Here is a 19905-nt window from a genome sequence, read left to right as displayed (position 1 = left end):
CGCCTCCAAATTGAAACAGGATAAACAGAAAAAACTATATAACCAATGGTAATAGTATGTTTTGAAGTTGTCAATTCATTTTTCTTTGGCAACTTTTACAAAACCGAAGAATCTCATGGTGAATATTTTAAAAATAAAGGGCTTGATGAGGAAACATTTCTTCGAGATTCGTCATCCTTGCTTTTCAACGCGTAAGCACCTAAACCTGCCGATTTTCTTGAGTATATGGAAAAGGCCGATCATCTCGCACATGAGACGACCGGCCTGAACCAAATAGGTAGGTCATTCTTATTCATTTTTCTTTACAAGCTCAGCCCGACCAATGATGTTGCTCCGCGTATTGCTCATAAATGCTCCAAATACCGTGAACGGTTTGGCATTTGTCTCTTATCATACAAGCATCAGCCACATGCTACTTGTTCGTTGTTGACGGGCCGATTGGATCATCTTTCACTGCGTGACGTACTCCTTCTTGTTTCAAACGCAGAATTTCCGGATCATAAAGCATGAGCGGAATTGGTTCCTCAACGACTTCACTAAATCTTAAACCATACCAAATTGCCGGAGAGGTCGTAATGTTTTGCAGGAAAATACGCCCGCCGATCAGAAAGCGATTGAACCGATTCATTTTTGGATCAGTTGCCAAATCCATCAGTTGTTCCGCTGTGACCACAAATTTAAAGTCGCCGACACGGCGATTCTTGAGCGTTGTGTATTTCGGATATTGCGTGTCGATAATCTTTTGATCAATTAAATCGTTGATGATCTGCCGGATATAGACATTCACATGCTGCGAATTTTTAAAGCCCAAGTAGAGTTGAACATTAATAATATTACGCGTTCCCAGCATATCGACGGTGTACTGACTCTTATACGGTGCATTCGTTTCATTAACGGTGACAAACCAATAGACCTTGGCCCGTTTCGGCCGTTTGTCCAAAATGGAGTACAGCACTTTTCGTTTGATGCTGTAGTGCGGCCCGACTTTGGCCAGATAGACTAAATTGGTTGCATATAGAGGCTCCGCATCATCCTTACTGAGCTGAATCAACTGCTTTCGATAGTCCATCAGCGAAACGTGTTCACTTGTGCGTTCATAATTTTCACGCTGCTTATTGCCAAAATACCAAACAACCATAACTGAAAGAATCAAAAAAGTAATAAGGAGTGTTAAATAGCCGCCATGGGTGAACTTGACGAGACTGGCGAGCAAAAATAGTGCCTCGATCGCACCAAAGAATACAGCCATGAAAAAGGCAGCAGTCTGATTGAAACGATCTTTTACAAAAGCAAACAAAAGGATCGTTGTCATTAACATCGTTATTGTGATTGATAGACCATAAGCCGCTTCCATATGATGCGATGTTTGAAACAGCCAGACAATAAAAAGTGTAATCACACATAAGAACCAGTTTACGGCTGGAATATAGATTTGACTACGCACAGTGCTTGGGTGTTTAATCACCATGCGCGGCAAAAATTTCAAACCAATCGCTTCATTAACTAATGTGTAACTTCCTGTAATCAATGCTTGGGAGGCAATGATAGCTGCCAACGTTGCAAGGACAATCGCTACCAAACGGAGCTGATTCGGGAGCATTTCATAAAATGGATTCACGTCAAGCAAATTTCGATAGGCCGGATTCTGGTAATGGCCGATCACCCATCCGCCTTGACCCATATAGCTCAGCATCAGCGTCAGCGATACAAAAGGCCAGCTTCCATAAATATTTTTTCTGCCCACATGACCCATATCCGAATAAAGAGCTTCCGCCCCGGTGGTCGCCAAAAAGACACTGCCGAGAATAAAAATACCCGCTTTATTTGCCGGACTGAAGAGAAATTGTACAGCATAGTACGGCGATATTGCTTTTAAGATTTCCAAATGGCTCAGCATATTCATAAAACCTATGACGCCAATGAATACAAACCATAGCAGCATGATCGGACCAAAAGAACGGCCGATTACCGCTGTTCCGAAGTGTTGAATTAAAAAAAGGCTCAACAAGATCGCCGACACAATAAGGACGACAACGAGTTGATGATCACTGAACTCAAGCGGACCAATACGCTGCCCCTTTAAACCTTCAATCGCTGAAGTTACAGACACAGCCGGGGTTAACGTTCCATCCGCTAAGAGCGCAGCACCACCTATAAGAGCGGGAAAAATCAGCCAACGGCCACGGTTACGAATTAATGCATATAATGCAAAAATACCACCTTCATGATTATTATCTGCGCGCATCGCAACAAGAACGTATTTTACGGTTGTAATGATCATCAGCGTCCAGAAAATCAATGAGACTGAGCCGATAATATACTCGGGTACAGCGTCATGCATTGCTCCGGCATCTGAAATAATCGCATTCATCACATACAGCGGCGAGGTACCTATATCACCATAGACAATCCCCAAAGTAACCAGCATTCCACCAAGTGACAAGCGCCGGTTCATTTCATTATCCATAACTGCATTTGATCTCCTTTAAAATTTTTTTGTAAAATAACGATCATTTAAGTAAAAATTGGATAACAAAAAGACCATAGAGGATCAACTCTATGGTCGAATTTTTATTCCGATCATTCGTTCACACATCCTCTCTCTTAACGCTTACGGGGTTAGCTGTCGGATTCGGACCATGAGAGTAGCCCGTCCTTACTTGAAGGATTCACCCCAAGTGATGCGCGGCATCACAAAGTTGGTTCCCCCGCTCCTAACGGATTCAGCGAATAAGAATGATTCAATTTTCGAAGTAATTATACGCTTGATCATTCACTATGTAAAGAAGAGCTGTGTCTGCTATGTACCTCTTTTAAAGAGATAACTAGCTATTTCACAAAGAAATTTTTCCACTGATAGAACAAATAGTAAATGGATACTTGTGGTGCTTAGCTGTTTCGCATTAGAAATATTTTCGACTTATGGACTATTTTGATCCTTAGCAATAGGCATCATTATTGGTCTCATTCCTTTATTGTGTGTGCTGAACATGGTTTTTTCAAAAAAGAATTGGAAATCAAAATGATCAGATCACCTTTTTCCATCTCATGATCAATTATTTGAAGAAGATCGTTCCAAAAAGTTCATAATCCTAATTTTTCGTTTCGCTCGTGCTATAATGACCAAGGAATAGAAGATCTTAATCGTTTGAATTGATGAGTGAGGTGCAGCCAGCCATGCAGACACGAAGAATACTCCTTTCCCGCACGGTGAATACGAGAGACTTAGGTGGTTATCCAACAAATGACGGCCAAATTACAGCATTTGGAAAAATCATCCGCAGTGATCTGCCGCAAGCATTCAGCCATGAAGATCTTGCGTTATTAAAAAACTTAGGCATTACAGCAGCACTCGATTTTCGCTCAAAGCCGGAAACGGAGCGAGTGCCAAGTGCCTTCGAGCAAGCCTCTGATTTTAATTATTTCCATTGTCCGTTTGCGTTTGGCAATCGCAATCCGTCATCAAAGGCAGAAGTACCCTTGTTGTACGCGGAGATGCTTGCTGATTTTCCGGCAATCAAGCACATTCTCGGCATCATCGCTCGACAGAAAGGGTCCGTTTTTATCCACTGCTACGTGGGTAAAGACCGCACCGGTGTTGTTGCCGCTTTGCTTCTACTCATCGCCGGCACCGAAACCAGCGACATTCTTGCCGACTATCAAATCTCCTATACTTATTTACGGTTCAGAATACGCGAATTACTGCATGAACATCCGGAACTTCCGGATTTCACCGGCCGATCCGACATGGCATATATGGAGAAGACGCTAGACAATTTTTATAAGACCTATGGCAATGTCCGAGACTATCTTCAGAAAGTCGGATTGCAGTCGGAAGAGATTTCAGCACTGAGAAATAAGTTGCTCTAAAGCTTGCTCCGTCTTGAATGAAAATACATTCAGTCCTCAACGAATAAGTCACAAAAGCGGTCAGGATTAACCAGATCAAATTGGGTAACTTCATTCTACCGAATTTGGATCCGGATTCTTTTTCATACGCGAGGTTTGCGCCGTTTTTAATGTTTTGCATTTTAATTGTTAACTATTCCCCTCCATTCACATAAATTTTGTCACGGTCAGGTGTGAGATACATTATTCCATATGCATAACTAATTGAATAATTATAAGACTTTTTTGGTTTAAAGCAGGGCAATTCTATAAATTGAATGACCTGTTTGTCCTTTACAAAAACGAGTAGATAAACATCGTCTTGGAAGGCAAGATCACTCGGATCTTTAAACTTAAATCCTAATTCCTTATTTATATATTCTTGGGATGTGTAGGGGCCAAACAAATAGGCTCGGTCCCATTTAAAGGTCGTATAGGAATTAATGTCAATGCTCTTTTTATGTTCGACAAGAGAGGAAACCTTTTTTTCTAATTCAGTATTATGTTGGGCGCCACTGCACGCGGTAAGCAACATTAGCTGCAAAATTAAGGCACACACAGCAATCCATTTCTTCAAATGAGTACCTCTTTTCCTTATTCATTGGAGGTAATACAAATTTTATTAACATAACCAAAGAGAAGAAACTCTAGAATTAGTATATTATAAAAGTTATAGCAAACGAACGAAGTTAACCAATAAGTTGAAAATTTTTAAAATAAAATGAGCAAGTCTCCGGTAATCATACTTAACAAGGTTAATTGGTTAAATCGACTTTTATACCGTTAACGATTCTTGTCGCAGCAAAGCTGAAATAAAAGTACGCGTACCTCTTGCTCATTTAATAATAGATTTTCTTTATTTAACGATGCAACGTTTTTAGTAGTTCGTTATACGCCCCAAGAGTTTATTTTCATGCTATGATCCGTAACACGTCGCGCTAATCCTTCCCGCCCCGGTTATCCGGATCTGCTAGGAAAGTCTTAATAACTAATAATCCCCACCATCTGAGCAGGCGGGGATTATTTGACCTTATGTAACAAAAGATCAACCAGATGATGACCTATTTGCTGCGTTTACTCGACCAATAAACCGGCATGCTCTTTAGGCAGCAAAATTTCATGAAGAACGACATCGTTCAAATGCGGCAGCCGGCTTCGCTCCAATTCCGTCAAACCATATTTTTCAGGATGCGCGTAGACTTCCTTAAATTTAAGAATACGGCAGTCATAGCTTCCATCTGACAGCTTTTCGTTTAGAATGTAAATTGGAAGCATCTTCAAATTAGTGATGCGGGTCTCTGTCGCCCCATTTACTCCAAATCTTCCTTTAACAATATCGAATTTGGTCATGTAAGCGATCTTGGAGTTTCTGCTCTCCGGGTGATAGCTGACAAAATCTCCATAACCATAAACGACTAAGCCATTCGGATAATCAAGAGACTTGTTCAATGGTGAGACATGCTCCATGGGTTGACTGACATGCGGATGATTACCTAATATAACGTCCACCCCGCTTGCGAGAATGCTTCGCGCCACATGGACGACATTGCGATGCGGATACATTTCAAACTCCCATCCCCAATGGCAACAGGCGATGATCATATCCGCTTTCCTTTCTTTGGCACGAGCGACATGCTTTTTCACCATTGACAGGTCGCATTCCTCATCGTTAAAACGAACTTCATTAACTAAATAAGATTTCCCATCCGGAAATTTGTTTCCATTTACATCAAAGGTGTAAGAAAGCATGGCTATTTTAATCCCACTTTTCTCAATAACCAGAACATCCTCCTGTTCCGTCAAATTATTATTGGTTCCGGAGTGATAGGCGCCGGATTGCTTCAGTACATTTAAAGTAGTTAACACGCCCTGTTCACCCCAGTCAAGCGCATGATTGTTCGCTGTGCTGAAATAGTTGATGCCTCCTTCTTCGCGAAACTTCCGAAACATTGCCTCACCGGTATTCATCCTTGCCGGCTGCCCTTTCTCCTGAGTTCTTCCAATCGGACGATTCTTGTCCACAGTCGATTCAAGGTTGGCACAGACTACATCTGCGGAATCGTAGAAATCCTGTATTCCGTCAAACAAATGCGGTGTATGCTCAGGAGTCAGCACATCGACAGCAAGAAGATCACCGGCAGACGTTAAGGAAACTCGGCTTTCCACACGGAAATCATGCAGTGTAAAGTCCAGACTTTGACTCCTGAAGTAGTCTTCTAATTCAGATCCTTTTTCCGCGACTTCCAATTGATTGAACCAATAACGGTACAACCATTTCAACTTTTCAAACTTGCTGCCTGCAATATCATACTCACCAACTTGTGGCTGTGGATAATGGAATTGGTCATAAAAGATATAGCTGCAAAACAGTACCACTGCCCTCATGATCTCCCGTTTATCTATGTCGCGATTCAGTTTCGGATCAAGATTTTCAATGCTTGACTTTTCTTTCCGGCTCTCCTCAAGAGCCGCTTTCAGTGTTTCTGCGATTACTTTTTTATCGAGATTTTCAAGTCGTTTAAGCAGATATTCCACAATTTTCTTTTCTTTAAGATTACCAGCATCAGGCAGTTTCCAGGTTCCATTATAGAAAGGCTCCAATGCCCTTTTAATTTTCTCTTCATCCATCTCCGTTAGCTCGTTAATTAAATTTTCCATAAATTTTATATTTTCAGTATTCATCATTGATTTTCCTTTCCAAATTTTACAGGTTCCATGTGCTTTTTAAAGTGTGGAAAAGTACGCGCCAAAATAGCTCCCGAAGCCACGCGTAACATGAAATGATCCCTTACTATTCCAGTGAATCACTTATTGCTTGCAATCCGGCAACCAATTTTTTTGACATCCCGATCGAAAGAATCAATGTCACCGTCATAACCGCGCCAAGCACAGACAGGATCATCCAACCAAGAGCATAAGCGCCCGTAGCATCGTAGATCGCGCCAAGCATGAGCGCACCAATCGCCACACCCAGCATTTCAATCGCTGTGACATAGCCTACTAAGGTGCCAAGACTTCTTTTTCCAAATTCATTAATCACCATCAAAGGGGGCGCGACCGTACCCAAACAGGTACCAAATCCGAAAAAGAGAGCGAATAAATACGGCGCGATCATCGTATGGCCAAACAGCAATGAGACGGTTGCAAGAATCGTGGTTATGCTGCCGACCATTGTTGCGGTAGTCAATCCAAAGCGATCATACAAAGCACCAAGAGCTATTTTCGCAATGATTAGCACGAGCATTTGCATGGAAACAATATTGGTCGCAAACGCCGTCGTATGACCGGCATCGATAAAGTTTGCCGACATATTCATGATGACTCCTCCGTTGATCAACCCCATTAAGAGGAACCCGATCATGAGCATCCAAAATGCGTTGCTGCGAACCGCCACGCTCTGATCAACACCCGTAACCGTTTGATCCGTTCGCTTTTGATCGGCGCCCTTCTCTTCCTCATCACTTGCTCCATACGACTTCAGACCGGTATCCGACGGATTGTTTCTGAATATCGTCGCTGTCAGCGGCATACTGCACAAAAATGTGATGACGGCTAAAATCAGAAAGGTAGGCCGCCAGCCATGTGCCGCGATCATAGCGGATACAATCTGGCTCATGACTGCGCCGCCGACACCGCTGCCGCTAAGCGCGATGGAAATGGCAAGTCCACGTTTGTGATCAAACCAGTTCGCGACAAGAATCGAAATTAATAAGCGCGTTCCCGACACAACGCTGAATCCGATCACCAAAGAAAGCAGATACATCTGCCACAGTTGCGTGACAAATGCCCAACAGACCATTACTATGACTGTGATCAAAACACAAAAGACACCGATAGAGCGAGCACTGTGTTTGTCGACAAGTTTTCCCACAACGAGTGAAGCAAGCACACCAACTAGCGCGGCAATGCTTGAGTTGGCATTGAATTGCGCTCTTGCAATGCCTAAATCTTGTGTGATGGGCACCAGAAAAAGGTTGAAGCAATTGACGAAAACTGCATAACAAGTTGCCATGATCAGAAATCCACCGACAACGATCAGCCAGCCGGGGAAAAATTTTTTTGAATGCATAGTCCTACCTCCAACAAGTTAAATTACCGTGGCTAACAACATCCGCCGGTGAATCATTTATAAAAACCATTCTCACCTGCTCCAAACATGTGAGTGAGGTGATCAAGCCGTCTCATTTTTAGCGATGCTCATTCCTTATGACTCCATCGAAAATCATATTTAACGCCTCATCAATTGCTTCTCTTGGTTTCAAGCGATTCTCTAGAAGAAATTCATAATCCATAAACATCGTGCTGGTTTTTTCAATCAGCTTTGATAATAGTGCCAGATTAATGTCGGGCTTAAAGATCCCCTCGTCAATGCCCCGCTCTAATAATGTCTGCGTTACATCCAACTTGAACTGCCTTAATTCTTCAATGGATGCCCATTCTTCGGGGTAAAAGTGTCTCGCTTCTTCCAATACGGCGATCGGAAGCCGGTATTGGTGACTGGCATAAACAATGTCATGAATTTTTTGAGGAATAGAGTGGTTTGTGCTCAGTGTTTCTTCCGTACTCTGCTTGTCACTTTCAATATAAGTCGCAAAATAAGCGTGAATGATTTCGTTTTTACTGTGAAAATGTTGATAAATCGTTTTCTTGCTCATCTTAAGTTCTGAAGCAATTTCATCGATCGTAAATTTCTTCAACCCATGTTTGGCGATAAGCTGTGCCGCCGTATCGACAATATTTTTCTTCATCGTATGACCTCACTTTTTTATGTTTCGTAATGAACACGTACCAGGATAATCATAAAATCGGGCAAAATAATTAAAAAACCAATTTAGTATTTATAGTTTCCACATTGTTAGAGTTATTATGCTATTATTTTTTATAGTTGTCAATCTATTCTAAATATAATAGAAATAAATTTATGGTTTCAATAGCTTCTGATCATCCGGATAAAATCATTCCAGTCCCGATCCGCCGATTATAAACTAAAGCTAGAACGATGACTCTTGAATAGCGACATCGATTATGCAACGAATGAGCTAAGAAACATCTTAACTTTCGTGCTGCAAGAACGTTTGTGAAAAATTCAAACCATTGATAATCTTGAATCGAATCCTCTGAATAATCAAACACGAAAATATAGCTGAGGTCTATTGTGAAGAATACCTTGATAAGAAAGAAGAACTCTTTCAAGAGCAGTATCGGTTGAAAATGAACGATAATCTTCTATCCACGATTGAAGCGTCAAAATTTACGTTTCAAACAATTTAGGGAATTAACGAATCTCTCACAGGAGTTTAGTCAGGAATCTGAAGCTCCTGTTTAATCAATGTAAGTAAGGTTTGACTTAAAGATGCCAGCGATGGGTCCTTCGAAGAAAGGAACCATAAGTAGGTGCGCAACACCTCAGAATCCGCCTCCATCGGAATCACCTTGACACGCCGATCATCGTGAAAGCTGTTAACAAGCGAGTAGTAGGGTCCAAATGTAATCGCCATGTTTTCATAGACAGACTCGATGATCGCATTCATTGTGTTCGTTTCGAATAACACACGAACCGATTGACGCGTTTTGTTTTCAATATGGCTGACATGGTTCAAAAGATAACTGTCTTGATAAAGAGCAAATGGGTAATGAACGACCTGTGCATAGGTCAATTGTTTGAATTGAGCCAGCGGCGATTGCTCACTCACCGCGAAAAAATAACCGTCATCCGTCAGCTTTGCCAAATCAAACGGCAGATGATAGTTGGGCAAAGCATCTGAAAAACCGAGTAAGGCAAAATCAAACTTACCTTCACGCAGCTGTTTGATTAAGTTTTGTGTATTCAGCTCAATCATTTGAATCTCTATGAATGGAAATTCATGTTGAAGCAATCCAAGCAAATGAACGAAACGGTCAATGATACCGGGAATCGCGCCGATTTTGATTTTTAACTTGACCTGATGGTGGTGATCCGCGGTATAGTCATAAATCTCTTGTTTCTTTTCGAGGATGATGTGCGCGATTCGAATAATATATTGACCGTCCGTTGTCGGAAAAGTGTTCTTTCGCGAACGTCGGAATAGTGTTGTTCCCAACTCTAATTCGAGTTTGGACACCGCTTGACTGACCGCTGAAGCTGTCAGATGCAGCCTGTTTGCCACTTTGGAAAACTGCCGTTCCTGAGCCAGTACGGTTAGAATTTTCAACTGTTCAAAGTTCATTTTTTATCCCTCAATCATTAAGTTATACTTAATCAAAAAGTAATTAAGATTAATTTTACTTAACAAAATCGGCCATGTAAACTATTTAGTAAGAGTACTGATTCAGATTCAAGGGAGCGATTAAAAATATGTGTACAAGCCTGACGCTTCAAACCAAGGACGGTCATCATTTATTTGGCAGAACAATGGATTTTGCGATGGATTTGAACCAGCGTGTGATCATAACACCTCGGCGTTATAAATGGGACAATATAACGCAAGAGACGATCACAGCAAAACTGGGAGTCGTTGGCATGGGAACCGATCAGCAAGGCAAGGTCACATTTGCCGATGGATTGAATGAATCGGGCTTGGCCTGTGCCACCCTTTATTTGCCGGGCTTTGCTTCCTACAACAAGGAGGCGGCTAGCGACAAAACAAATCTCCCTCCCCAGGATTTTGTGCTTTGGTGTCTGACACAATTCAATTCGGTCCAAGCGGTTAAAGAGGCCATGACTCGCGTTGCCTTTTTAGATGTTCCGCTGCCTGCATTAGGCGTCACCCCTCCTTTGCATTGGATCTTATCGGATAAATCCGGTGCATGCATTGTCATTGAAGCGACCGGTAAGGGGGTACAAATCTATGACAATCCGGTTGGCGTGATGACAAACAGCCCTGAATTTGACTGGCATCTGCAAAACTTAAGACAATATATCGGACTTCAATCGCAGCAGTTTGCTCCCACTCAGTGGATTGATTTAAAATTAAGCGCCTTTAGCCAAGGATCGGGTTCATTCGGACTGCCGGGCGACTTTACACCGCCCTCTCGATTTGTTCGGGCAGCCTTCTTAAAGCAGAATCTTACAGGTATCGACAATGAAGCGAATGGGATTACCGGTCTGCTTCATGTATTATCAAATTGTTCGCTCCCTAAAGGAGTGGTTGTCACTCCCGATAATGCCGAAGATTATACACTCTACACTTCGGCTATGTGTCTCGAATCGGGCACCTATTATTATCAAAGCTATGATTGTCAGCAAATTTCGGCGGTTCATTTGTTTAATGAGAATCTGGATTCGGACGAAGTTAAAGTCTATCCCTATCACCGTGTTCCGTCCATTCATGACGAAAACTAAAAGCAACGTGAACCAGTTTCTAGGAATTCTTTTTATTAGAAATATCTCGACTTCAGGTAAAAGAATCAGACCAAGCAGCCGACGTGTGTCCAACAATCGGCACGCAAAACCATATTCCACAATCAAGTGCATTTCAGAGGCAACCGATTCAAAAACAACTTTTTTAATGATTTTGGTACTAATGTCAAAAGGGATGTTTCCGATAATACAGTAACGTCCCGCCTTTGGAAAATGAAAAGCAAGATCATTAATAAATTAAGAAAAACTTTACATGAAACTGCCTGTATAACAAAAAAAAGAGCGAAACATTGAATGAATTGATGCTTTGCTCTTTTCACACAAATGTGAGTAAATCATATATTGACTTATGTTTCGCACTTAAATATAATGAATTCAGACAAATGGGTCTTGAATGGTATAAACCGTTCAGGGCCTCTTCTCTTTCTTAGGAGGAAGTATATGACAAAAGCAATGATTGGAATCGTGCCCCTTTGGGATCATGCAAAAGACAGCTTGTGGATGGTGCCGGGATACATGGACGGTATCCGGCAGGCCGGAGCCATCCCTGTCATGTTGCCCCTTACAGATGATCCGGCCATCATCAGAGAAATTTCAGAACATTTCGAAGGATTTCTTTTTACGGGAGGACATGATGTTTCGCCGAATTTATATGGAGAGCGGGAAAGCGTAAAATGCGGTGAAACTTGCCCACGGCGCGACCTTATGGAAACCATGCTGTTTCGTGAGGTATTGGATGCAGATAAACCCGCCTTTGGCATATGCCGAGGGATTCAGCTTTTTAACGCTGTGCTGGGGGGAACGCTGTATCAGGACATACCTTCCGAATTGCCTTCCGGCATTTGCCACAGCCAGAAACCGCCTTATGACAGACCAGCGCATACGGTGAGTATCAAGGGCCCTTTGCGGGATTTGCTTGGCAAAGATGAAGTCTCAGTTAACAGTTACCATCATCAGGGAATCAAGCGAATTGCGCCCCAGCTCACTCCAACAGCCGATGCCCAGGACGGCTTAGTGGAAGCCGTGTATATGCCGGAAAGAAGATTCGTTCAGGCGGTGCAATGGCATCCTGAGTTTGCGTTTTCAAGCATCGACAGCCAAAAACTGTTTTCTGCTTTTGTAAACGCCTGTATTTAGGTTGGAAAACTCTCAAAGCTTAACGAAGCGAGAGATACAAAGACCTATTGTAATAAAGCTCTTTAAATAAGATTTGTATAAAGGACTGCACCCGAAACACGGATCAAATCCGTAATTCGGTTTTTTTTAATTTTGCTCTAAAAATCAGATCGCTATATTTTATGGCAGAACCAGCACCGTTACATGAGCGGTAACTGTAAGATCTCTTGCGGAGTTCTCGCCTCCACAAGGGACTTTTTTGTTCCTCTCGTGTTTCATTCAGATAAACGCGACAAATAGCTCCCAATCCCACTCTTTTCACTGAATATACTTCATCGGATCGACAGCGCCGTTATGCGGCGGCGGATTCCATTGCCCGTCATATAATTCGAAGTGCAGATGTGAGCCAAACGATTCGCCCGTATTGCCCATCTTGCCAATGACTTGACCTTTAGTGACGCGTGCACCTGTTGCGACTTGATAACTGCTTAAGTGTGCGTAAACGGTCGTAAATAATTTTCCATTGAACTTATGTGATATCATCACTGTGTTTCCATAACTAGGCGATTGATACGCTCGAAAAACAACACCGTCCGCAGCGGCTTTCACCGGTGTTCCCTCGCTATTGGCAATATCAATCCCCGGATGAAAGTTGTTGTCAAAGGACCGTTTGCCGAATCCGGACGAGATATAGCCTTGCGCCGGCTTTATGAACGCTGCGTCACTGTCGGAAAGGTTTTCATCGTTTATGGTGTGCATTTGCGCTTTGGCGACTTCTCTTCTTTCGTCCTCATCCATTTCTTTTTCCTTTATTTTCTCGGCTTCTTTTTTCAACAACGCTAATTGGCTGCGCTGCTCCTCTTCCTTTTTAAGCAGCTCGGTTCTCAAATCCTTTAATTCTTCTAAGCCGTTCTTCAACTGACTTTGTTCTTTGATCAGAGCCTGCTGGTTTGCGGACCGGTTCGCCTTGTCGTTCTTTTGATCGTTCAGCATGTTCCGATCGTTTTCAGAGATTGTTTTTAACGCGAACAACCGATCAATGAAATTTCCAAAATTCTCCGAACCGAGCAAAACATCAAGATAATTCGCAGATCCTTCATTGACATACATGATTCGAATCCGCTCTTTCATTAACTTATCCCTGCTGTCGATCTGCTTGTCCAGCCGCTCGATTTCTTCCTTCATCCACTTCGATTTTTCGCGGTTTTCAGCGAGCTGATCCCGTTTAGCGTCCAACGCTGCCTTGATTTTTTTCACTTGATGATCCAAACTTTTAAGCTGTTTGATGACCACGTCTTGTTGCTGCTGATTCTCGGAAAACCGTTGATTTTGTGCTGCGTGTGCTTCAGGCGCGATGTAGCCCATAATCAAAGAAACCATCAGCCCGAGCGCCAGTGCTTTATGTATGTACTTCCGATCCATGATCCCTTTCCCCTCTAGTATTTTCTCTATATTTGATCGCTTCGGCCAATTGTCTCGGCGGAATCTTTATAAGCCTATCATAACAACTCATTGTGACACGCCAAGACATGATTCGATAACAATTTAATGACAAAATAATAACGCCTTTCTCATGGACAGTATTAAGCTATAATAAAATCATACTAGTAACGGAGGAAAAACCATTGGCTCGTGAAGATTTGGATAAGCTCATCAGCGCATATATAGAGGATCGGGAATCAGTCTATCATACTTGGTTTATGAATAACGAAGATCGTCTCAAGGCCTTCCGCACAATCAAAAAGGGACTTAAAAGGGTTATTAGTGAATTCGAGAAGCGTACCTTTGGCAACGATTTCAAAGGATCCAGTCTAGAGACCGTTGTTTCGGCGATATCGGAGCAAAAACAGATTTTCCAAGGCGCGGCACATCCGTTTTTCTGGAAACCAAAACTGCGTATCCCGGACATTTATGAGAATTCAGATAACCAGCTAGCTTTCGGAAGATTTCTTAATGCTTGTCTGCATGCAAAAAATGAAAAACAGATTTTTGATGAGATCGTGAAGCTCGACCAATTAAAGATTAAGGGCTTGGGTCCCGCAGTTGCCAATATCATTTACTTTCTTCATCCCACTCTATTTCCGCCTTTCAATACGGCAATCGTTCGCGGATTCAATACATTATTTCATAAAAGGCTTAAGCTCGGTTCCTGGACAGCTTATCTTGAAATGAGAGAGGAAATCCTGGCAACAAATCAACAGTCAGGCTTATCTAAAGACTTAGGCGCTTTTGCCGGTTTACTGTTTGAGATTGGCACAGGCCGACTTGTCCTACCCGAAAATAGTGACGGAATTCTGGTTGCGGAAAATGAAAAACGGTTAAAAGCATTGAAAAAAAGGCATGGCCAAGTTCTTGATGATCAAATTGAAGAAAATGCACATAGTGAAATGCAATACCATTTAGCAAGATTAGGATGGTCACTGGGGTATCATGTGTGGATCGCCCAAAACGATCATAAGCGCGAATATAACGGCAAAAAGCTAGGTGAATACTCGCTTCCCGCACTGCCGCTCACTGATCTGAGTAAAAGTGTTTTTGACACCGTATCCCTGATTGATGTGCTCTGGCTGAATCAGGATGATCAAATTATCAGCGGATTTGAAGTGGAGAAGAGCACCTCCATTTACTCAGGCATTCTCCGACTCTATGATTTATCACTGTCTGTTGGTCAAGCATGCAGACTTTTTCTTGTTGCTCCCGACAAACGCGAAAAAGAAATCAAAGCGCAATTAATGCGCCCATCTTTTGTTAAAGAGGAATCCTTAAAATCCGTTATGTCTTATCTATTATTTTCAGACTTACAATGTGATTGCGACGCCATGTGTAAATTCGGCACAGACATCAGCATCCTTAATCCGATTGCAAAATCGGTTTGATTTTTACTGGGTTTATATCATTGATCTCGCAGCCGACGCTCAATAAAATCAGTGACTTGATCATCCGAAACTCGATGCAAAAGCAAGTCGCTTTTGGAAAATAGTCTTGAAATATACTTTGATATGGGTATTGATTAATCTTATGATTTAGAACGATGGCAATTTATTTCTCGATTAATTTTAAGAAGATGTTGTTATAAAAGTATGGTGAGCTACAAATATTGTGTGGATTTCCGGTAGAATTTCTACCCTAAATCCTCCCAAATGTAATCTATAATGAGTTATTTATGAAAGTAAAGGACATCGGCCATTTTCATGATCAATTTTTCACTCTCCAATCGACGATTATTTTTAAAGTGAGAGTCAGAACTTTTCTTGATCCGTTGCACTGAGACTCACCTCTTTTGAATCGGCGCAAACACATCACACCGCAGTTCTCCTGCTGATCAGAACCATTCCCAATATGACTACGGCGCCGCCGACCCATTGCTCCCAGCTCGCGTGCTCACCGAGTACAACAACCGATAAAAGTAAAGCGGTAAAAGGCATGACTCCGGAAAAAGCAGCGGCTGTAGAAGCCTGACATCGTTTGATGCCCGCATACCAAAAGATAAACGCGATTACCGTAACAAACAGACCATACCAAACAAGCGCCATCCACTCTTTCCATCCGATCACTAACAGTGAGGTCCATGGCGATTCAAAAAGCGACGGAATCAGGCAAAGCACACATGCCACAGCGGAAACAATCGTTGTCTGAACCATAGGATGAATGGATGATCGTTCAGAAGATTGCGTTCGAACAGCCGTCGTGCGAGAAAATGTATTAAACAACGATTCGCTGAACATGGCCAAAAGTACCAATAAGTTACCAAGCATATGATCCATGGAAAATTTTTCTCCGGGAATCAGCACACCTTGAATCAACAAAATACCGACAACCGTACAGAAAATACCGATCATTTTCCCCTTATGTACCCTTTCTTTTAAAAGGATTCGAGCAATCAGTACAGTCAGCGCAGGAGTTGCGCCGGTTAACAATCCGGCTTCTCCGGCACTTGTATACAGCAGACCGGTTAAAAGAAAGAAGCGGAACAAAAAAACGCCAAAAACCGCTTGAACGCATAAAAGCAGCCATTCACCGGCCGATAAACGGCCAAGTGTCGCGATTACTTTTTTCCAGCACAGCGGTAAGAGACAGAAAAGCGCAATAAGCAAACTCACTGAAGTAATAGTAAATGTGCCTAGTTTCTCATTGAGCAATTGCGCCGAAATCACCGATGTTCCGGCCAGTGCAAACGCAACCAAAAAATAGACCATGCCTCGCAGTCGTTCCAAAATGATCAGCCTCCTAAAATAACCATGATTACTGACTCAATCGATGATATAATCATAATAAACAAACTGGCATGGCTAAAGGATCAGTTAAACTCGATTTGTTGGGGTCCAGTTAGGAGGTCCTATGTGGGGCATTGAGTTGAATCGGCAAAGCGAGCTTTCCTTGAGACGACAGATTTACAAAGCAATGACTGATCGCATGCTAAGCGGTCACGTGAAGGCAGGTGAAAAACTGCCCTCCACGCGAGAACTGGCTCACGCCTTATCCGTATCACGAAATACCGTAAACGAAGCCTATGATCTGCTCATTGCCGAAGGCTTCGTAATCAGTCATCAGGGAGCCGCTACCCGGGTCGCCGACGGATTGCACATAGAAAGAGACAGTCAGGTGAAACAGCCGGATCAAAAGACAAAGCCACAATCATTTATTGTCAATTTTCAAACTGGGCGGCCGGATCTAAACGCGTTTCCCCGCTATCTTTGGCAAAGAATGGCGCAAAAAGTGTTCCATGAATTTAAACCGGAGCAGCTTGGGTATACGGGAACTCAAGGATTACCCGAACTGAGAAGCGAAATTGCCGCATGGCTCTACCGAAGCAAGGGACTGCTTGTGAACACCAATGATCTTTTCATAACGGCCGGATCAACGCACGCGCTCCACATCATTGCCGACTTAGTCTGCCAAAAAGGGAAGCAGTTTTTGATTGAAGATCCTTGTCACAGTGGGATTTATCATATTCTTCAAAATAAGGGCTGCCCGATTGCCCCTGTGCCGGTCGATGCGAACGGTTTACAAACAGATGGCTTAGAAGGGACAAATGCATGCGCGATCTATGTGACGCCTTCGCATCAATTTCCACTCGGCGGCATTCTGCCAGCCGGACGCCGGGCTGAATTGATTCGGTTCGCCGGAAAAAGCGGAACCTATATTGTTGAGGATGATTATGACAGCGAATTTCGTTATCTCGGTGAACCGATTACACCGCTTTATGCCATGAATCCTGATCGTGTGATCCATGTCGGCACCTTCAGTAAATCTCTCTTTCCGGCTATTCGAATTGGGTACGCAGTTCTTCCGCCTACACTTCATCAACGCTGGCGCGATTTGCGCAAATATACGGATGTCCAAAATTCATTTTTTGATCAAGCCGTTTTAGCCGAATTTTTACACACAAGAAAGTTTGACAGGCATTTGCGTCAGATGCGCAAACGGTATGACCAGCGCAGACAGACGCTTCTCGCATCGTTAACCGCCTTTTTCGGCCGCCAATGGCGACCTTGGGGCGACGCATCCGGGCTGCATCTTGCAGCAGAATTCCCCGGCCTGCGTTTTGATGATTCGTTCATCAATACATGCAGGCAAAAGGGAATTTACTTAACTTCTGTCGCGAACCATTGTATTAGGGACAAGAAACGTCATATGAATAAACTGCTGCTTGGATATGGGCACCTGGAACAAGATGAGATTCACAGAGGCATTTCACTATTGCATGATCTGGTCACAAAAACGATCATACGAAAGGGCTGATCAATGCCGGGCAGAAATAAGATCGTTACGCTGCCGATCGTAGTAAAAGGTCGCGAAAATGTCTAAGTTGTTTCAATTTAATTAAGAATGTCCTTCCTTACCTGACAAGTCAGTCTACCCATATTACGGTAGGGTTTTACTTTCTTCAAAAACCATCCTTTTCGCTTAAAAAAGCTACTTCACTTTCGACAGCCTGTTGAAAAGAGTATACAGAATGAAAGCCCTGATTTCGAAGCTTTGAATCATCCCAAATACGGCTGACTGAAAATGTATGATACGCGTATCCATCTATTCCCTGTTCAGACAATTGAGCTGCATTTAGCCCCTTTGGAATAGAAACATAGTTCGTTTGCCTGCCTGTGACTTCATCCATCATGTTTTTTAATTGCATCCATGTTACATCGAATCCTTTCAACAAATAAGTGCCCACAATTTTTTTTGCACCAAGAAAAGTCATGGCCCGACCGATATCCCGCGTATCAATAAAAGAGGTTACCGCCTCTCCCTTCCCGATAATTGGAAAATGACCGGACTGATTCAATTTAAAGAACCTTGCAAAGGAAGAACGCTCACCACGAACACCGATCGTACCTGCCGGACGGACAATCGTTGTCAGCATCCCCGTCCTTTTCCCGATCTCTTTGACAATTCTCTCACGTTTTTGCTGAATCGTTTGTATGGAGTAGTGCATGATTGGCTCGTAGTTCTCATCAATCACCCCCTCCTTTTCAAAGCCATAAATAATGATGGAACTCAGCTGAACAAAGTGTCTCACATCGGTAGCCGCTGCTGATTCTGCCAACCGTTTTGTTAAAACGATTTCCACGGTTGGTTCAGTATTCGTTGCCTGCACGCCTTGTGAAGCTGTGCAATTATATGCTATGTCTTTTCCTTTCATTGCTAAATTGATCTGGGAGGGATTGCTGTAGTCGATGTTCACAACATTTACACCTAACTGTTCTAAAAAATTTGTGTCGCTCTTAAAACGAACAACGGCGGTTACCTCATGCCCCGCATGGTGAAGCTGTTCAACTACATGACTGCCGATAAATCCGTTGCCGCCGAATACGATCGCCTTCATCGTTTATCACCTCATTTTTATTTATTAACTATTATAAATGAAGTAATATAGATCATGTAGTACTGATTTATTTTTTAGGTACTATCTTAAACTAAAGTAATGGGGGCTAACCTGTGACTCTTGAACAATCCGAATATCCATGTCCGATTGAGCGAACGATTCAGACAATTGGCGGAAAATGGACCTTCTTAATTTTACGAAACATGTTTCAGGGGGAAAATCGCTTCAATCAGCTGCAAAGAAATTTAGATGGTATCAGCCCTCGGACCCTTTCACTGCGTTTAAAAGAACTGGAACAGGCAAACATCATCATACGCAATGTTTTTCCGGAAACGCCACCGCGTGTCGAATACCACTTAACGGAAAAGGGAGAAGAGCTGCGTCCGATCTTCGTGACAATGAAAACTTGGGGCAACAAATGGGAGATTATGAAACCGTGAACAGAGATTGATCTTGCACCCGTTAGGCGACAAAAAAGAAATTGCCTATGTCTCCACTATGAGTTTTCGGGGACGGAACTGGAAGCGAATTATCTGCTGCAGAAACTGATCCAAATCAATAATATTGAGTCCTCCTTCATTGGAACCTTAGACTGCTACGAATATGAAATTAAGAATGCGCCTTCATCTACTTATTTTGACTGTCAAACCATATTTTTCATTCTTACTCCGGATCTCGCCGTTAAACCAAACTACTTTTTGCCTGAAGGAGACTATTTATCATTAACGTACCGAGGTGA

The 19905-nt window shown here is 42.7% G+C and carries 15 protein-coding genes, 1 pseudogene and 1 riboswitch; of the genes and pseudogenes, 6 read left to right on the top strand and 10 right to left on the bottom strand.

Annotated elements, in window-relative coordinates; genetic code table 11:
• Positions 1 to 412: 412 nt before the first annotated feature.
• Complete coding sequence (locus NIE88_RS06100; RefSeq protein ID WP_253060325.1) at positions 413 to 2467, bottom strand: KUP/HAK/KT family potassium transporter; 2055 nt, start codon at positions 2465 to 2467, stop codon at positions 413 to 415.
• 125 nt (positions 2468 to 2592) lie between these two features.
• Positions 2593 to 2739: riboswitch (cyclic di-AMP (ydaO/yuaA leader) on the bottom strand.
• A gap of 438 nt (positions 2740 to 3177) precedes the next feature.
• Between NIE88_RS06100 and NIE88_RS06095 the strand changes: the two genes are divergently transcribed.
• Complete coding sequence (locus NIE88_RS06095) at positions 3178 to 3870, top strand: tyrosine-protein phosphatase (RefSeq protein WP_253060323.1); 693 nt, start codon at positions 3178 to 3180, stop codon at positions 3868 to 3870.
• A gap of 172 nt (positions 3871 to 4042) precedes the next feature.
• On the opposite strand, the gene NIE88_RS06090 is transcribed toward NIE88_RS06095, so the two are convergent.
• The 5 genes from NIE88_RS06090 to NIE88_RS06070 all read right to left on the bottom strand — a co-directional run bounded on the left by NIE88_RS06090 (position 4043) and on the right by NIE88_RS06070 (position 10094).
• Entirely contained in the window at positions 4043 to 4465 is a 423-nt protein-coding gene (locus NIE88_RS06090; protein WP_253060321.1) for a hypothetical protein, read from the bottom strand.
• A gap of 497 nt (positions 4466 to 4962) precedes the next feature.
• A complete protein-coding gene (locus NIE88_RS06085; RefSeq protein WP_253060319.1) occupies positions 4963 to 6570 on the bottom strand; it encodes a CapA family protein in 1608 nt (535 codons plus the stop codon).
• A gap of 109 nt (positions 6571 to 6679) precedes the next feature.
• Positions 6680 to 7957, bottom strand: coding sequence for an MFS transporter (locus NIE88_RS06080; RefSeq protein ID WP_253060317.1), 1278 nt, complete (start codon positions 7955 to 7957; stop codon positions 6680 to 6682).
• A 118-nt stretch (positions 7958 to 8075) separates the two neighbouring features.
• A complete protein-coding gene (locus NIE88_RS06075; RefSeq protein ID WP_253060315.1) occupies positions 8076 to 8636 on the bottom strand; it encodes a TetR/AcrR family transcriptional regulator in 561 nt (186 codons plus the stop codon).
• Between the two features lie 549 nt (positions 8637 to 9185).
• A complete protein-coding gene (locus NIE88_RS06070) occupies positions 9186 to 10094 on the bottom strand; it encodes a LysR family transcriptional regulator (RefSeq protein ID WP_253060313.1) in 909 nt (302 codons plus the stop codon).
• Positions 10095 to 10222: 128 nt separating this feature from the next.
• On the opposite strand from NIE88_RS06070, the gene NIE88_RS06065 reads away from it, so the two are divergent.
• Positions 10223 to 11209: a choloylglycine hydrolase family protein gene (locus NIE88_RS06065; protein ID WP_253060311.1), complete on the top strand. Its 987-nt coding sequence runs from the start codon at positions 10223 to 10225 to the stop codon at positions 11207 to 11209.
• Positions 11210 to 11227: 18 nt separating this feature from the next.
• Here NIE88_RS06065 and NIE88_RS22750 read toward each other — a convergent pair.
• Positions 11228 to 11461 (bottom strand): annotated as a pseudogene (locus NIE88_RS22750) (rRNA adenine N-6-methyltransferase family protein); the annotation flags it as partial.
• A gap of 207 nt (positions 11462 to 11668) precedes the next feature.
• Between NIE88_RS22750 and NIE88_RS06060 the strand changes: the two are divergent.
• Positions 11669 to 12364 carry a gamma-glutamyl-gamma-aminobutyrate hydrolase family protein gene (locus tag NIE88_RS06060; protein ID WP_253060305.1) on the top strand — a complete coding sequence of 232 codons (696 nt, stop codon included), beginning with the start codon at positions 11669 to 11671 and terminating at the stop codon, positions 12362 to 12364.
• Between the two features lie 297 nt (positions 12365 to 12661).
• Here NIE88_RS06060 and NIE88_RS06055 read toward each other — a convergent pair whose 3' ends face one another.
• On the bottom strand, positions 12662 to 13765 hold the full coding sequence (locus NIE88_RS06055) for a murein hydrolase activator EnvC family protein (protein WP_253060303.1): 1104 nt from the start codon (positions 13763 to 13765) through the stop codon (positions 12662 to 12664).
• A 203-nt stretch (positions 13766 to 13968) separates the two neighbouring features.
• Between NIE88_RS06055 and NIE88_RS06050 the strand changes: the two genes are divergently transcribed.
• A complete protein-coding gene (locus NIE88_RS06050) occupies positions 13969 to 15219 on the top strand; it encodes a type II restriction enzyme NmeDI-related protein (RefSeq protein ID WP_253060301.1) in 1251 nt (416 codons plus the stop codon).
• A 423-nt stretch (positions 15220 to 15642) separates the two neighbouring features.
• On the opposite strand, the gene NIE88_RS06045 is transcribed toward NIE88_RS06050, so the two are convergent.
• Positions 15643 to 16557, bottom strand: a complete 915-nt coding sequence (locus NIE88_RS06045) for a DMT family transporter (protein ID WP_253060299.1) — start codon at positions 16555 to 16557, stop codon at positions 15643 to 15645.
• A 124-nt stretch (positions 16558 to 16681) separates the two neighbouring features.
• On the opposite strand from NIE88_RS06045, the gene pdxR reads away from it, so the two are divergent.
• Positions 16682 to 18085, top strand: a complete 1404-nt coding sequence (gene pdxR / locus NIE88_RS06040; protein ID WP_253060297.1) for a MocR-like pyridoxine biosynthesis transcription factor PdxR — start codon at positions 16682 to 16684, stop codon at positions 18083 to 18085.
• A 145-nt stretch (positions 18086 to 18230) separates the two neighbouring features.
• On the opposite strand, the gene NIE88_RS06035 is transcribed toward pdxR, so the two are convergent.
• The gene (locus NIE88_RS06035; RefSeq protein ID WP_253060273.1) at positions 18231 to 19166 is read right to left on the bottom strand and encodes an NAD-dependent epimerase/dehydratase family protein; all 936 of its coding nucleotides are present in this window, start codon (positions 19164 to 19166) and stop codon (positions 18231 to 18233) included.
• A 113-nt stretch (positions 19167 to 19279) separates the two neighbouring features.
• On the opposite strand from NIE88_RS06035, the gene NIE88_RS06030 reads away from it, so the two are divergent.
• Positions 19280 to 19606, top strand: a complete 327-nt coding sequence (locus NIE88_RS06030; RefSeq protein ID WP_253060271.1) for a winged helix-turn-helix transcriptional regulator — start codon at positions 19280 to 19282, stop codon at positions 19604 to 19606.
• Positions 19607 to 19905 lie beyond the last annotated feature (299 nt).

It is taken from the genome of Sporolactobacillus shoreicorticis, from assembly GCF_024125445.1.
Lineage (GTDB): Bacteria > Bacillota > Bacilli > Bacillales > Sporolactobacillaceae > Sporolactobacillus > Sporolactobacillus shoreicorticis.
Note: the sequence above shows the minus strand (reverse complement) of the source record. Positions and strands in the feature narration are given on the sequence as shown.